Origin of the sequence: Streptomyces sp. NPDC045470, assembly GCF_040646595.1 — a bacterium.
In the GTDB taxonomy this organism is placed as follows: domain Bacteria; phylum Actinomycetota; class Actinomycetes; order Streptomycetales; family Streptomycetaceae; genus Streptomyces.
In genome coordinates, this window is the sequence record NZ_JBEZAN010000002.1 from 73,681 (window position 1) to 89,011 (window position 15,331).

General features: G+C 72.6%; 13 protein-coding genes. 3 read left to right on the forward strand and 10 right to left on the reverse strand.

The window, feature by feature from the left end; translation table 11 throughout:
* Positions 1-32 precede the first annotated feature (32 nt).
* Positions 33-551, forward strand: a complete 519-nt coding sequence (locus AB0A97_RS06650; RefSeq protein WP_361145504.1) for a RidA family protein — start codon at positions 33-35, stop codon at positions 549-551.
* Between the two features lie 96 nt (positions 552-647).
* On the opposite strand, the gene AB0A97_RS06655 is transcribed toward AB0A97_RS06650, so the two are convergent.
* Positions 648-2,792, reverse strand: a complete 2,145-nt coding sequence (locus AB0A97_RS06655; protein ID WP_361145507.1) for an ATP-binding protein — start codon at positions 2,790-2,792, stop codon at positions 648-650.
* 254 nt (positions 2,793-3,046) lie between these two features.
* Between AB0A97_RS06655 and gabT the strand changes: the two genes are divergently transcribed.
* Positions 3,047-4,396 carry a 4-aminobutyrate--2-oxoglutarate transaminase gene (gene gabT / locus AB0A97_RS06660; RefSeq protein WP_361145510.1) on the forward strand — a complete coding sequence of 450 codons (1,350 nt, stop codon included), beginning with the start codon at positions 3,047-3,049 and terminating at the stop codon, positions 4,394-4,396.
* A gap of 347 nt (positions 4,397-4,743) precedes the next feature.
* The gene (locus AB0A97_RS06665) at positions 4,744-5,415 is read left to right on the forward strand and encodes a phosphatase PAP2 family protein (RefSeq protein ID WP_361145513.1); all 672 of its coding nucleotides are present in this window, start codon (positions 4,744-4,746) and stop codon (positions 5,413-5,415) included.
* On the opposite strand, the gene AB0A97_RS06670 is transcribed toward AB0A97_RS06665, so the two are convergent.
* The 9 genes from AB0A97_RS06670 to AB0A97_RS06710 all read right to left on the reverse strand — a co-directional run bounded on the left by AB0A97_RS06670 (position 5,379) and on the right by AB0A97_RS06710 (position 15,314).
* Positions 5,379-6,443 carry an isocyanide synthase family protein gene (locus AB0A97_RS06670; RefSeq protein ID WP_361145516.1) on the reverse strand — a complete coding sequence of 355 codons (1,065 nt, stop codon included), beginning with the start codon at positions 6,441-6,443 and terminating at the stop codon, positions 5,379-5,381. The genes AB0A97_RS06665 and AB0A97_RS06670 overlap by 37 nt on opposite strands.
* A complete protein-coding gene (locus tag AB0A97_RS06675) occupies positions 6,440-7,369 on the reverse strand; it encodes a TauD/TfdA family dioxygenase (protein ID WP_361145519.1) in 930 nt (309 codons plus the stop codon). Before AB0A97_RS06675 ends, AB0A97_RS06670 begins: the two co-directional genes overlap by 4 nt.
* Positions 7,370-7,796: 427 nt before the next feature.
* Complete coding sequence (locus AB0A97_RS06680; RefSeq protein ID WP_361145522.1) at positions 7,797-8,834, reverse strand: helix-turn-helix domain-containing protein; 1,038 nt, start codon at positions 8,832-8,834, stop codon at positions 7,797-7,799.
* A 176-nt stretch (positions 8,835-9,010) separates the two neighbouring features.
* Positions 9,011-9,463 (reverse strand): hypothetical protein, encoded by a 453-nt coding sequence (locus AB0A97_RS06685; protein WP_361145525.1) that lies wholly within the window; start codon positions 9,461-9,463, stop codon positions 9,011-9,013.
* Between the two features lie 210 nt (positions 9,464-9,673).
* Positions 9,674-11,089: an FAD-dependent oxidoreductase gene (locus AB0A97_RS06690; protein ID WP_361145528.1), complete on the reverse strand. Its 1,416-nt coding sequence runs from the start codon at positions 11,087-11,089 to the stop codon at positions 9,674-9,676.
* Between the two features lie 5 nt (positions 11,090-11,094).
* Entirely contained in the window at positions 11,095-11,889 is a 795-nt protein-coding gene (locus tag AB0A97_RS06695; protein WP_361145531.1) for an ABC transporter permease, read from the reverse strand.
* Positions 11,889-12,818, reverse strand: coding sequence for an ABC transporter permease (locus AB0A97_RS06700; RefSeq protein ID WP_361145534.1), 930 nt, complete (start codon positions 12,816-12,818; stop codon positions 11,889-11,891). The genes AB0A97_RS06695 and AB0A97_RS06700 overlap by 1 nt, the downstream gene beginning before the upstream one ends.
* Positions 12,815-13,963, reverse strand: coding sequence for an ABC transporter ATP-binding protein (locus AB0A97_RS06705; RefSeq protein ID WP_361145537.1), 1,149 nt, complete (start codon positions 13,961-13,963; stop codon positions 12,815-12,817). The genes AB0A97_RS06700 and AB0A97_RS06705 overlap by 4 nt, the downstream gene beginning before the upstream one ends.
* Before the next feature lie 103 nt (positions 13,964-14,066).
* The gene (locus AB0A97_RS06710) at positions 14,067-15,314 is read right to left on the reverse strand and encodes a spermidine/putrescine ABC transporter substrate-binding protein (RefSeq protein WP_361145540.1); all 1,248 of its coding nucleotides are present in this window, start codon (positions 15,312-15,314) and stop codon (positions 14,067-14,069) included.
* Positions 15,315-15,331: the final 17 nt, after the last annotated feature.

Consider the following 15,331-nt stretch of genomic DNA (forward strand, 5'->3'; position numbering starts at 1 on the left):
CGGCACCGCAGACGCTGCCCCGGAGGAGCCCGATGGCCCGCTTCACGACCGTGCCCGCTCTGTTCCCGCCCCCGCACTACTCGCACGCCGCCGTCGTCGAGGCGGGTGAGCGCCTGGTCTTCAGCGCGGGCGCCGTCCCGCTGGACGCGGACGGCAACCTCGTGGGCCCGGGCGATCCCGCCGCCCAGACCCGCCAGGTCCTCGCCAATCTCGCCACCCAGTTGGAGGCGGCGGGCAGCGGCCTGGACCAGGTGATCGCCAGCACCGTGTACGTCACCGCCACCACCACCGAGGCGCTCTCCCTCGCCTGGGAGGAGGTCCGCGCCTCGGCCCTCTCCACGGGCCCGCACACGTCCACGCTCGTGGGCGTCACGGTCCTCGGCTATCCGGGCCAACTGGTGGAGATCACGGCGACGGGGGTGGTACCGGATTCCTCCGGCGATGCCCCGTCGCGTACGGCCGATCGGCGGGCGGAGCGGGAAGCCGCCTCGACGCGGCTCGGCGAGATGGCCGACCGCGGGGACTTCGAGGGGTTCACCGGCGACAAGTAGGCGATCCGCCCCGGGACTGCGGCGGGTCACTCCTCATCCGGCGCGTCCACCGGTTGACTCTCACCGGACACCGGACACCGGACACCGGGGCCCTCCTCACCTCCGAAGATCCACCAACACCGGCGGCGCATGCTCCCCTCGCACCGACGTCACCGACAGCACCCCGTGCCCCGGGGGGACGGAGTTGGCCAGGTCGGAGGCGGACCAGCGTTCGCGTTCGACGGTGCGGACGGTGACGGCCTTGGCGGTGACGGCCTTGCCGGTGACCAGGTGGCGGAAGAGGTGGAACGCCTTCATCGCGGCGCCCTCGGCGATGATCTGGCGATCGGTCACGTCCCGCGTCTCTACCCACTCCTTGCCCCACACCTCGGCGAACCGCGCCCCGTCCCAGGTCGTCACGCCCGCGAACGCCATCCGGCAGCCCACCGCGCCCAGCAGCGCGCTGCGCAGCGTCTCGGGGACGTCGTCGAGGGAGCGCAGGGTCATCAGGACGCCCGCGTTGGCGGCGCGCAGCCGTTGCAGGCCGCGCAGGGATTCGGCGGTGACGGTGTGCGCCGCGTCGTCCAGGACCAGGCAGGTGAAGAGCGAGCGGTCGCCGCGGGCGGCCGCGCACTCGGTGAACTGGGCCAGCACCAGCCGGGCCAGGATGCGCGACGCCTCAGCGTGGCCGCGTTCGGGCAGGTCGACGCGGACGCGCAGCGGACGGTCCAGGGCACGAAGGGAGAGTTGCCGGTCGCCGCCCTCGGGGCGGAAGTACGGCGCGAAGGCGGGGCGGTCGAGGAGGGCGACGCGGTCGGCGAGGAGGTCGCCGATGTCGCCGGGGCGCCCGGACTGCCGTGCGCGGGCGTCGAGTTCGCGCAGTTGCGGGTGCGACTCGGTGGTCTTCAGGGCGGTCCGCAGTGCGGCGAGCGCCGTGTCCGAGCCGTCGAGGAGTTCGCGGAGTTCGGGGACGGACGGGAAGCGGCCGTGTGCGGCGCGGAACGGGCCGAGCAACTGGCCGAGCGCGGTGGCGGCGCGCCGGCTGTCGCCACCGGGCTGAGTGGCGGCGAGGTCGCCGACGAGCGCTTCGGCGAGGATGCCGGCCGCTTCGTCGGGGTCGGTGGTGCCGCCGTACAGGTCGAGGTCGCAGTCCGGCTCGGGGGCGCCGATCCGGACGATCACGTCGAACGCGTCGTCCGGGCCGAGGGCGGAGCCGGCCGCGCCGACGGCGACCACCGCGCTCCGTCCGGCCAGCGCCTGGAGGCACATGGCCTCCACGACCGGCCGCACCACGCGGGTGGTCTTGCCGCAGCCGGGCGGGCCGACGGCCAGCAGTGAGGTGCCCAGCAGCGCCGGGTCGAGGGCGAAGCCCGTACCGCGGTGCTGGTGGGGGTTGCGCGGGTGGTCGGTGGCGGTGCCGATGCGCACCTGGTGGGCGAGCAGGTCGTGGTGGGCCGTCCGGGCGGGCAGGTCGCGCCGTCCCGAGGGGTGGGGGCAGGCGGCGGCGCCGTGGCGCAGGACGGCGTCGGTGAAGGAGGCGAGGGAGTTGTTGCCGGAGCGCACCGAGTGCCAGGCGCGTTCGATGCGCGCCACGTCGACGTCGTTCATGCGTCCTGCGAGGGCCTCGGCGGCGAGCTTGTCGGCGGCGTCGGGCGCGCCGCCCGCGCGCAGTGCGGGCCACTGGGCGCGGTCCTCCTGCGGCTCCGGTACGGCGTCGGGGCGGCGTTCCCGGGCGCGGCGCAGTACGGGCCCGAGGCAACGCCGTCCCAGTTCGGCCCAGCGTCCGAGGCGCCCGAAGACGAGGACGAGGAGGGCGAGGCAGAGCGCGTAGTAGAGGTACGTGGCCCAGACGAAGACCATCTTGTCGCCGCCGGCCGAGCGCCAGGAGTCGGGCGTCAGGAGCAGCAGCGGGTAGAGCCAGTACGGGCCTAGGTAGCCGTTCCAGAGCAGCGACCAGAGCAGCCAGCCGCACAGGAACGAGATCAGCGCACCGGTGACGAGCTGCCGGGTGGGCACCCGGTCGGGGCTCTCCTCGGGCCGGGGCACGTGCCCGTACGTCCAGATGCCGGGCGCGGCGGCCCGGCGGGGGGCGCGCAGCCAGCGCAGGAACGCGCCGTCCCCGGGGGCGGTGGGCGGAGCCGGCGGCACCGGCGGGATTCTCGGGGCCGGCGGTGCGGACGGGACCGGTGGTGCCGTGGGGCGGGGTACGGGGTGGTCGGTGCGGGTGTGCGGTGCGTCGTGCTGCGTGCCCTCGGTGTCCATCCGGTGCCCCTCGTCCCCCTTGAGACGTCCGGACGCCGGACGGAAACGGTTCCGCCCGTGCGCCCTGCTGTTCCCGCGCATTGCCGCCGTTCAATCTACTGGCCGCGGGACGCCGCTATGTCCGGTGCGGACAACGCAACACGCGCACTTCTCCCGAACGGAACATGCCGACGCCCCGTTCCTCCCCCTAGCCTGCGAGCACAACCCCTTCAGTACGTCTTCAGTACGTCCCGTTCCACCCCCAGGAGACTGCCATGACCGAACTGTCCGGAGGCCCCGCCCTCCCCCAGGAGCGTCGCGTCGTCACCGCGATCCCCGGCCCGAAGTCCCAGGAGCTGTGGGCCCGCAAGCAGGCCACCGTGGCCGGCGGTGTGGGGGCGGTGCTGCCCGTCTTCGCCAAGCGCGCGGGCGGCGGCATCCTGGAGGACGTCGACGGCAACTCCTTCATCGACTTCGGCTCCGGCATCGCCGTGACCTCGGTCGGCAACAGCGCGGAGGCCGTGGTGCGCCGCGCCACCGCGCAGCTCGCGGACTTCACCCACACCTGTGTGATGGTCACGCCGTACGAGCCGTACGTGGAGGTCTGCGAGCAGCTCGCCGAGCTGACGCCGGGCGACCACGCGAAGAAGTCGGCGCTGTTCAACTCCGGCGCGGAGGCCGTGGAGAACGCCGTCAAGATCGCCCGCGCGTACACCAAGCGCCAGGCGGTCGTCGTCTTCGACCACGGCTACCACGGCCGGACGAACCTGACGATGGCGCTGACCGCGAAGAACATGCCGTACAAGCACGGTTTCGGCCCGTTCGCGCCCGAGGTCTACCGGGTGCCGCTGGCCTACCCCTACCGCTGGCTGACCGGCCCGGAGAACTGCGCCAAGGAGGCCGCCGACCAGGCCATCTCGCAGATCACCAAGCAGATCGGCGCGGAGAACGTGGCCGCGGTCATCATCGAGCCGGTGCTCGGCGAGGGCGGCTTCATCGAGCCGGCCAAGGGCTTCCTGCCCGCCATCGCGGAGTTCGCGAAGGAGAACGGCATCGTCTTCGTCGCGGACGAGATCCAGTCCGGCTTCTGCCGTACCGGCCAGTGGTTCGCGTGCGAGGACGAGAACATCGTCCCGGACCTGATCACGACCGCCAAGGGCATCGCGGGCGGCCTGCCGCTGGCCGCCGTCACCGGCCGCGCCGAGATGATGGACGCGGCGCACGCGGGCGGTCTGGGCGGCACCTACGGCGGCAACCCGGTGGCCTGCGCGGCGGCGCTCGGCTCCATCGAGACCATGCGCGAGCTGGACCTGAACGCCAAGGCCCGGCGGATCGGCGAGATCATGAAGCCGCGCCTGGCGGCGATGGCGGAGAAGCACGACATCATCGGTGAGGTCCGCGGCCGGGGCGCGATGATCGCCATCGAGCTGGTGGAGTCCGGTTCCAAGGAGCCGAACCCGAAGGCGACCGCGGCGCTGGCGGCCGCCTGCCACCAGGAGGGCCTGCTGGTGCTGACCACCGGCACGTACGGCAACGTGCTGCGCTTCCTGCCGCCGCTGGTCATCGGCGAGGACCTGCTGAACGAGGGCCTGGACATCATCGAGGGTGCGCTCGGGACGGTGTGACCCGAAGTAACTGAGCGTTTGGTCGTGAAGAATGTGTGCGGGGCCCATGGCGGGCAGGTGATCCGGCTGTCCGGCCCCGGCTCACTGCCGTACGGTTTCTGCAGATGAGAGAGACACCCCGCCCGCAGGGGACTGTGGGTGACGCCCGGCCGACGCTTCCCCGGCTCCGGCCAGGCCGTGCCTTCGCGCACGGGTCCGGGGCCCCGCGCCCCGGGAATCCTCACCGACCGGACGGCCGCCCGCCCCAGACCCCCCGGGGCGCGCGGCGATCCGGTCAGCACGGCCGCCTCGGAACCACCCCCCCTGTTCCGAGGCGGCCGACCGCCTTCCTCCGCTCCCTCCTGTGGGTGGGTGTGCTGTGCGCCGCGCTCTTCGCGGCCCTCACCTGGCAAGTGGCTTCCGGCGGTCCGCTGCGCGCGCTGGACGAACGATTCGGCCGCGCCGTCGTGCACAGCCCGGTGCCGTCCACCCTGGCGGAGTTCTTCGCCGACCTCGGCAACGCGGCCGTCGCGCTACCGGTGCTGGCGCTCGCCGCGCTGTACGCGGCCTGGCGCGGACGGCGGGCGGCCGCCGCGCGCTGGTGGCTGCCGCCGGTGGCCGCCCTGGTGACGATGGCCCTGGTGCCCGCGCTGGTGGTGCCGGTGAAGACGTGGCTGGCCCGGCCGGGCCCGCCGGAGATGGCGGGCGGCGCGCACGCCGGTTTCTTCCCGTCCGGCCACGGGGCGACGGCAGCCGTCGCGTACGGGGCGGTGGCCCTGTTGCTCGCCGCGCCGTGGGCCGCATGCCCGGGACGGTCGTACGGACCCGCACCGGCGGCCGCCGTGGGGCTGCTCGACCTCGCGGTCGGCGTGGGCCTGGTGCGCCGCGCCTATCACTGGCCACTGGACGTACTGGCCAGTTGGTGCCTGGCCGGGGTGCTGCTAGCGGCCTGCGCGGCGGTGTGCGGGCGGTGGGCGGACCGCCCGCACCGGGAGCAGGACGGTCAGCTCGCCACGCCGAACAGCTCCGACGCGATGTAGTGGCTCGGGCGCCAGCTCGGGCCCGCCGGGATACCCACCCGCTCCGCCTCGTGCCGCTTCATCAGCCGGAAGCGGTCGGTGCCGGTCTGCACGACGACGGCGTGCCAGGGCGTGAGCCAGTTGTCCGCCGCCTCCAGCAGCGCGATACCGAACTTCGCCGAGCCGCAGGTCTGCGGATGGATGGAGAGCCGTACGGTCTGCCGGTAGTGGTGGGCTATCAGCTCGCCCCACGCCCGGCTGCGCCGCAGCACGCCGTACGCGCGGCTGCGGCACTCGCGCTGCAACTGGGCCTTGGAGCCGGTCCAGTCCGCGGTGTCCTCGACCAGGAACCGGATGGTGCCGCGGTAGTGGCTGAGCGCCGGTCCGCCGGCCCGTACCTCGGCCCGCAGTTCTTCCACGCTCTGGGCGTAGTCCTTCTCCAGCAGCGCGCGCTTCTCGTCGTAGGTGCGGCCGTCGTAGACGTGGTCGAGGCCGAAGGTGTCGATGTGCCGCAGGCCGTTGGCGTCGATCATGTCGCGCAGCGCCTTGCCGTACGCGTCGATGTGCGCGTCCGGCACCCGTATGAGGTCGCCGAAGACATGGCCGTCCGAGCAGATCAGCAGCCGGGCGCCGGGCGGGTAGACCGCGCCGATCGCGGCGCACAGGTCGTCCAGGAAGCGCAGGGAGAGCAGTTCGCCGAGGTCGGGGAGGTGGCCGACGACCTTGGCGGGGTTGGGCGACTTGCAGGGGAACGCCGGCAGGGTCAGCAGCACCGGCTCGCGGCGGGCGACGAAGCCGCGGATCTGGGTGAGCTGTTCGGCGAAGCACTGTCCGGGCAGGTGGCTGTCGTGGCCGCGGCTGTCGGCGCTGCCGGCACCGTCTCCCCCGTCGGCCCGGGTGTCCGCCGGCACGCCGGCGGGCCTGCGGTGCGGCAGCAGCAGTTCCAGGACGCGGGCGGTGTACTGCTCCGTGCGGGCCGCGTACGCGGCGTCGCCCTCGTCCTCCCCCTGTTCCCCGCGCTCGGCGTGCTGCTCGTACGTCACGGTCATGCGGTCCCTCGCTGGGTGTCGGCCCCGGTGGCGCCTCGGTGGTCGTGGATGTGGCTGGGCAGCGGGGGATCGCCCAGGACGTGGACGCGGCGCAGGTGGCGCGGCAGTCCGCGGCGGTAGGGCACGCGGGTGTGCAGCAGGGTGTAGTTGTCGGCGATGACGATGTCGTCCTGCTGCCAGGCGTGCACGTACACGTGCCGGGGGTCGTACGCGGCGGCGCGGATGGCGGCCAGTTCGGCGGCGGCCGCCTCGCCCTCCAGCCCGTCGACGCTCACGTCGGGCTGGTTGATGATGTGCTCACCGTCCGGCACCGGTTCGAGGAACCGCATGACCGGGAAGCCGGCGTCGGGGTGCGGCTCGATCAGGGGTGAGACGACGAGGCCGCCGTAGTGGGAGACCTTGGCGTTGCGGTAGCGCAGGGTCAGGCCGCGCCAGCGTTCGAGGGTCTCGGCGTCCGCGTCGGCGAGGACGCGGGTGGTGTCGCAGAAGAGCGTGCCGCCGCCTTCGGCCGCGCCGGGGGCCGCGACGCAGTGGAAGACCTGGAACTCGGGCACGAAGTCGACGTACATGCCGTCCCAGTGCAGCGGCATGAAGCCGGTGTCGAAGACATGGTCCTCGGGGTCCTGGTGGGCGCGTACGTCGAAGACCGTGCCGAACGGCCACTCCATCACCTCGCCCCAGGTGCGCGCGTAGGCGTCGAGTTCCGTGGCGTCGGCCGGGGCGGTGAACCCTCGCAGCGCGACGATGTGGTGACGGCGGGTCAGGTCGCGCAACCACGGTACGGGTACGGCGTCGACCGGGGTACCGGGCCGGTCCGCGGTGATCAGCACGCCGAAGGAGCCGGCCGCGGCCGTCGTCCAGGGCCGGGTGTCGTCAGGTGCGTCGGCGGCGGTCGGGCCGGACGAGTGGACGGCTTGGGACGTCATGGTTCCTCTCCGGATGGCGGCGCGCCGGACCGGTCGGCCCGGGCGCGGTGACAGCGACACAGTACTTGAGAGTTCAAGAACTTTCTACGTCGTGGACGACATCTCGCTGACATCCACGACTTTCCAGCCACCGCCCCACGCGGGAAAGGCCCTCCGCGTGGCCCGAACCGGCCGTGGCCCGAACCGGCCGTGGCCCGTTCGGGCCCGCGTCCCCCGCTTCTGCGCCCCCGCGGCCCGCACGGGACTCACCGGCGAGGCGCGCCGCCCAACCCGCCACCCGAGCCGCCGCGTTCGGTGCCCGCGAGGCCGCGCTGCCCGCGCCCGGCTGCACGGCCGTCGCCGACCGAGCCGTACACCTCGTCGGCGGAATGCGCACCCGTCGGGAGACGTCGGCGCGCAGGCAGGTGCCGAAGAGCGGCTTTCCGCTTCACGCGGTGCGCTGTGCCTGGGGCGACGACGCCGGCAGATAGCCGAGCTGCGCGGCGAGCACCCCGGCCTGGAACCGGCTGCGCGCCTTCATCCCCGTCATCGCTTCGGTGGCGATCCGGCGCGCCGTCCGGGCCGAGACGCCCAGCCGCCGGGCGACCGTGGCGTCCGTGTGGCCCTCGGCGAGCAGGTGCAGCGCGGCGAGGTGCTGCCGGGTGAAGCCGTCCGCCGCGCGCCGGGACGGCGGTGGGCCCAGCCGTTCCGCCGCTGCCCACACGGCGTCGAACAGCGTGCTCAGCGCGGCCACGACGCCCGGCACCCGTACGGAGACGGCGGCCTCCGTGGCGCCCTCGCCGGCCGTGAAGACGAGCGCGGAGCGGCGGTCGGCGACGACCATGCGGGTGGGGAGCACGGCGGCGGTACGGACCTCCGCGCCGGCCGCCGCCAGCCGTTCGGCGTGTGCCACGGCGTCCGGATCGTTGCGGGCGCTGTCGAGGCAGACGGTGCGTATCCGGATTCCGCGGGCGAGCGGGTCCTCGTGCAGGCGCGGGGACGCGGACGCGTCGGACGACGGGTACGGCTGCCCGGCGGCGAACACCTGCAATTCCTCCTCGGCGAGAGCGCCGATCTCCCGCACCTGGTCGCCGATCCGGTCGGCTCCCGTGATCCGGAACACCCCGTGGTCGGCGACGGAACGCTGGTGCGTGGCGAATGCGGAGACGAGCCGGGCGGCAGCGGCCCGGCTCTCCTCCACCCGCTGTCGCTGCGCGGCGAGTTCGGCCTGCTGCCGGGCGAGCAGCATGTCCACGCCCAGGCGCGGGCTCACCGCGTGAAGCCGCCCGGGGCGCTCCGTGGAAGGGTGCGCCAGGGCGAGGCCGGCCAGCCGGCCGAGGGCCCGCTCGGCCTCCTGCTCGGTCATTCCCGTACGGGCTGCCAATTCCGCCGCCGAGGCGTGCGGTTGCGCCAGCAGGGCGCGGTAGACCGATTCCGTCGCCGGTTCGACGCCCAGCCGCCCGAGAACGTACTCCGATGTGCGCATGATTCCCCCTGAGATGCACCTGACCACGGCGGCGGGCGCCCCACACGCCCGGCCGGCCGGGGAGCCCTGTCGGGCGTCCCACCCGGGACCACGGATGCGGGGGCCGAAACACTCAACGCCGCGCCGGGGGGAAGCGCGACTGTGTCCTGTTTCACGGTGCTGTCGCGCCGGTTTCCTCACCGGTCCCCGGCGAGCCGGGCGGCGGCCTCGTGCATCGCCAGTTCGAGCACGGCCGGTTCGGTGAGCCGGCCGGTGCCGTCCGGGACGACCAGCCAGCGCACCCCGCCGGTCGCCCGCCCCGGGTACGGCACCACGATCCAGCTACCGTCGCCCGCGCCGCGCACGCCCGTGCCGAGCCAGCGTGCCGCGGTGCCCGGCGGCACGAAGAACCCCGTACGGGTGTCCCCGAAGTCGGCGAGGACCGGGCCCGGCAGGTCCAGTACGCGGGTCAGTACGTCCAGGGTCGGGCGTCCCAGGGCGCCGGGCACGATCAGCACGTCCCAGAGCCGGCCGGCCGGGAGCAGGGCGACCCCGAGGGGGTTGCGCTCCCATTCCCACCGGCAGGTGTCCGGGTCCGCTGCCGCCGTCACCAGCCACTCCACTGCGTTCTTCGCCCCCGCGGCGTCCATGTCTCCTCGCTTCCGCGGCCCCCTCGGACCGCTGTCCGTCCGGTGAGAGGCGACGGAGGCGGCATCCTTACACGGGTTTGCCGGGGTTTTTCGCGGAAGACAGGAGCAGGCGGGGGCGCGGAGTGGTGTACCGGCGCGCACGAGGGGCGGGCGGCGGGTCCCTGACACCGACCGGGTACGGAACGCGCCCACCGGGGGCCCGTCGGCGCCTCAGCTGTCGAAGCCGAGCCCCGCCTTGTCCATCGCGCGCAGCCACAGGTTGCGTCGCCCGCCGTGGGTGTCGGCCCGCGTCATCGACCACTGCGTCAGCCCGATCCCGGCCCAGCGCAGCGGCTCCGGCGGGAACGGCAGCGGCTTCCTGCGGACCATCTCCAGCTCGGTGCGCTCGGTCCGCTCCCCCGCCAGGAGGTCGAGCAGCACCTCGGCCCCGAAACGGGTGGCGCCCACGCCCAGGCCTGTGTATCCGGCGGCGTAGGCGACCCGTCCGGCGTGCGCGGTGCCGAAGAAGGCGGAGAAGCGCGAGCAGGTGTCGATGGCGCCGCCCCAGGCGTGGGTGAAGCGCAGCCCCTCCAGTTGGGGGAAGCACTGGAAGAAGTGCCGGGCCAGCTTCTCGTACGTGGCGGGCCGGTGGTCGTACTCCGCCCGGACCGACGCGTTGAAGCGGTAGACGGCGTCGTAGCCGCCCCACAGGATGCGGTGGTCGGCGGTGCGGCGGAAATAGTGGAAGTGGTGGTTGCTGTCGGACAGGCCCTGGCGGCCCTGCCAGCCGATCGCCGCCTGCTGCTCGGCGGACAGCGGCTCGGTCATCAGCGCGTGGTCGTAGACGGGGACGACGTACGGGCGGACGCGGCGCACCAGGGACGGGAAGACGTTGGTGCCGAGGGCGATCCGGCGGGCGAAGACCCGGCCGTACGGAGTGCGGGCGGCCATGCCCACGCCGTCGGCGGCGAGCGCGGTGGCGGGCGTGTGCTCGTAGATCCGTACACCGAGGTCCAGGCAGGCCCGCTTCAGGCCCCAGGCGAGGCGGGCGGGGTTGAGCATGGCGACGCCCGTACGGTTCCAGAGCCCGGCCAGGAAGGTCGGGGAGTCGACCTGGTCGCGCACCGCGTCGCGGTCCAGGAACTCCACGCCGGGCAGGCCCAGCCGCGCGGCCAGCTCGGCGCCCTCCTTCAGCTCGGCGACCTGGTGCGGTTCGGTGGCGACGTCGATCTCGCCGGTGCGCTCGAAGGCGCAGTCGATGCCGTGCCGGGCGACGGTGTCCTCGATGGCGTCGAGGTTGCGGGCGCCGAGTTCTTCGAGCTTCGCCAGCTCGTCCGGCCAGCGGTCCAGGCCGTTGCCGAGGCCGTGGGTCAGAGAGGCCGCGCAGAAGCCGCCGTTGCGGCCGGACGCGGCCCAGCCGACCTCCTGGCCCTCCACGAGGACGACGTCGCGTCCGGGGTCGCGTTCCTTGGCGAGCAGCGCGGTCCACAGTCCGGAGTAGCCGCCGCCGACGACGAGCAGGTCGGTGCGTTCGTCGCCGACGAGGGCGGGCAGGGCGGCGGGACGGTCCTCGTCGTCCAGCCAGAAGGAGACCGGTGCGGCGTCCGCGAGGGCGTGGGCGGGGGTGGTCATGGCAGCTCGTGCCATGGTTCTCAGCTCCTCTTCCGGCGTCCGGAGAGCAGTTGCCCTCCCAGGACGCAGAGCACGGCGATGAGGAACATCGCCGTTCCGATGACATTGATCTGCACGGGTGTGCCACGCTGCGCCGATCCCCAGACGAACATGGGGAACGTCACGGTGGAGCCGGCGTTGAAGTTGGTGATGATGAAGTCGTCGAAGGACAGCGCGAAGGAGAGCAGCGCGCCCGCCGCGATGCCGGGCGCGGCGATCGGCAACGTCACCCGCAGGAACGTTTGCGTGGGGGACGCGTAGAGGTCCTGGGCCGCCTGTTCCAGGCGCGGGTCCATGCTCATCACGCGGGCCTTGACCGCCGTGACGACGAAGCTCAGGCAGAACATGATGTGCGCGATCAGGATCGTCCAGAACCCGAACCGGATGCCCATGTTGAGGAAGAGGGTGGCCAGTGAGGCGGCCATCACCACCTCGGGCATCGCCATCGGCAGGAAGATCAGGGTGTTGACGGCGGGCCGGGCCCGGAAGCGGTAGCGGGCCAGCGCGAAGGCGATCATGGTGCCCAGTACGGTCGCGCCGACCGTCGCCCAGAGCGCGATCCGCAGGCTCAGGCCCAGCGACCCGCACAGGTCGGCGACGCCGCACGGGTCGGTCCAGGCGTCCGCGGAGAAGCGCTGCCACTCGTAGTTGAAGCGGCCGTTGGGCTTGTTGAACGAGAAGACCAGGACGACCAGGTTGGGCAGGATCAGGTACCCGAGCGTGCCGAGGCCCGCGAGTACGACGAGGTGGCGGCGCAGCCACCGGAGCACGGCCATCAGACCAGGTCCTCCGTCCCGGACTTGCGGATGTAGAACGTGACCATGGCGAGGATGGCCGCCATGAGGATGAAGGAGAGCGCGGCGGCGGTCGGGTAGTCCAGGACGCGCAGGAACTGCGACTGGATGACGTTGCCGATCATCTTCTGGTCGGTGGAGCCGAGCAGTTCGGCGTTGATGTAGTCGCCCGCCGCGGGGATGAAGGTCAGCAGGGTGCCGGCCACCACGCCCGGCATGGACAGCGGGAACGTCACCCGGCGGAAGGTGGTGACCGGGCGGGCGTACAGGTCGCCGGCGGCCTCGTGCAGCCGCGGGTCGATGCGCTCCAGCGAGGTGTACAGCGGCAGCACCATGAACGGCAGGAAGTTGTACGTCAGACCGCAGACCACCGCCAGCGGCGTCGCCAGCACCCGCTGCCCCTCGGTCAGCCCGAGCCAGCCGGTCACGTCCAGGACGTGCAGCGAGTTCAGTACGCCGACCACCGGGCCACCGTCCGCCAGGATCGTCTTCCAGGCCAGCGTGCGGATCAGGAAGCTGGTGAAGAACGGGGCGATGACCAGGATCATCACGACGTTGCGCCAGCGGCCCGCCTTGAAGGCGATGAGGTACGCGAGCGGATAGCCCAGGACCAGGCAGAGCACGGTCGCGGTGGCCGCGTAGCCGACGGACCGCAGGAACTGCGGCCAGTACGCGCCGAGGGCGTCCCAGTAGGCGGCGAAGTGCCAGGTGACCTTGAAGCCCTCTTCGAGGGAGCCGGTCTGCACCGACGTGGACGCCTGGTAGACGAGGGGCGCGGCGAAGAAGACGACCAGCCACAGGATGCCGGGGAGCAGCAGCCAGTACGGGACGAGGCGCTTGCGGGTGGCGCGCGCCCGGACCTCCGGCACGCCTTCGGAGGCGGGCGGCGGCGCCTCGGTGGTCGTCGTCATGCCGTCTCCTCGCCGGTGTCCGCGCCGGCCCCGATGTCCTGGGAGGCGTCCAGGCCGAAGGTGTGCGCGGGATTCCAGTGCAGGACGACCTCGGCGCCGGGCGCCAGGCGCGCGTCGCGCTCGACGTTCTGCTCGTAGACGGCGAGGCGTCCGGCGCCCGGGGTCTCGACGACGTACTGCGTGCTGACGCCGAGGAACCCGGCGTGGGCGATGCGGCCGGTCAGCCGGTTGCGGCCGTCGGCGATCGTGCCGGCGTCGCCGGCGTGCGCGAGGCTGATCTTCTCCGGCCGTACACCCGCCAGGACCGTGCCGCCGGTACGGGCCGCGGTGCGGCATCGCCCGGCGGGCAGCCGCAGCTTGCTGCCGCCCGCGGTGAGCAGCAGGTCGTCGCCGCCGACCGTCACCACCTCGGCCTCGATGAGGTTGGAGGTGCCCAGGAAGTTGGCGACGAAGGTGGTGCCGGGGTTCTCGTACAGGTCGGCGGGGGCACCGAGCTGCTCGACCCGGCCGCCGTTCATCACCGCGACCGTGTCGGCCATGGTCATGGCCTCCTCCTGGTCGTGGGTGACGTGCACGAAGGTGATGCCGACCTCGGTCTGGATGCGCTTGAGTTCGAGCTGCATCTGGCGGCGCAGCTTGAGGTCGAGGGCGCCGAGCGGCTCGTCCAGGAGGAGCACCTGCGGATGGTTGATCAGGGCGCGGGCCACCGCGACGCGCTGCTGCTGGCCGCCGGAGAGCTGCTGGGGTTTACGGCGCGCCATCGGACCGAGTTCGACCAGGTCGAGCATCTCTTCGACCTGTTTCTTCACGGATTTGATGCCACGGCGACGCAGACCGAACGCGATGTTCTCGAAGATGTCCAGGTGCGGGAAGAGCGCATAGTTCTGGAAGACCGTGTTGACCGGGCGCTTGTACGGGGGCAGCGCGGTGACGTCCCTGCCGTCCAGCGCGACGGTGCCGGTGGACGGGTCCTCCAGGCCCGCGATCATGCGCAGGGTGGTGGTCTTGCCGCAGCCGGAGGCGCCCAGCAGCGCGAAGAAGGAGCCCGCCGGGACCGTCAGGTCGAGCGGGTGGACGGCGGTGAAGGAGCCGTAGGACTTGCTGATCCCGGAGAGGCGGACATCGCCGCCGGAGGTCTGTGTCATGGGTGGTCCCGTGGGTCGGAGGGCGGGGCGGGGGCGGTCCCGAGAGGGTGGCCCCGGACCGGCCCGGGGCCTGCTCGGGAACCGGGAAGGCCCCGGGGCCTTTTCAGGCTCCCGTCAGATCGGCGAATTTCTGGGCGAATTCCTTGCTCTCCCCGGCGCTGAGGGCCCGGAAGGAATGCGACCTGGCGGCCGTCTCCGGGTCCGGGGGGATCAGCGGATTGTCCGCCAGGTCACGGTCGATCTTCGCCAGTTCCTCGCGTACACCGTCGACCGGACTCACGTAATTGATGTACGCCGCGATCCGCGCCGCCACCTTCGGTTCGTAGCAGTAGTCGATGAGGCGCTCGGCGTTCTTCTTGTGCCGGGCCCGGTTCGGCACCATCAGGTTGTCCGTCGACGTCATGTACCCGGCCTTCGGCACGGCGTACTTGATATCCGGGTTGTCCTGCTGCAACTGGACGACGTCCCCGGCCCAGGCCACGCACGCGGCGAGATCGCCCTTGCTGAGGTCGTTGATGTAGTCGTTGCCGGTGAACCGGCGGATCTGCCGGCCGTCCACGCCTTTTTGCAACCGGGCGACGGCCGCGTCGAAATCGTCGCCCGTACAGTCCTCGGGGCGCTTTCCCATGTCCAGGAGCGTCAGCCCGACGCTGTCCCGCATCTCCGACAGGAATCCGACCCGCCCCTTCAGCCGCGGATCGTCGAGCAATTGGCTGACGGAATCGACCGTGCGTCCCTCGGTGGCCTTCGCGTTGTACGCGATGACCGCCGGAATGCCGGTCCAGGGATAGGAATGGACACGCCCGGGGTCCCAGTCCGGGGCGCGGAACTGCGGCGCGAGACGCTCGGACGCGTGCGGAAGGTTCCCCGTGTCCAGCCGCTGGATCCAGCCCAGCGAAATCATCCGCGCACACATCCAGTCCGTCAGCACGATCAGGTCCCGGCCGGTCTCCTGGCCGACCGCGAGCTGCGCCTGGATCTTGCCGAAGAACTCGTCGTTGTCGTTGATGTCCTCGGTGTACTTGACCGTGATCCCGGTACGGCGGGTGAAGGCGTCCAGGGTCGGCCGGCGTTTGCCGTCGTCGCCGACGTCCAGGTACTCCGTCCAGTTGGAGAAGACGACACGTTTCTCCTGCGCCGAGTGGTCCACGGACCGTCCGGCGTCCGTACGGCCCGCGGGCGGGATGCCGCAGGCCGCCAGTGCGCCGGGACCGCCGAGCGCCAGCGCCCCCGCCCCGGCCGCGCGCAGCAGCGACCGCCGGGTCATGGCCATCCGGCCGTCGGTGAGGCTGCGCCGTACGGCGGCGCGTTCGGGCGGCGACAGGCTCCCGGGCTGCTGACTGTCCTCCATGCGCGGTGCCCTTCCTG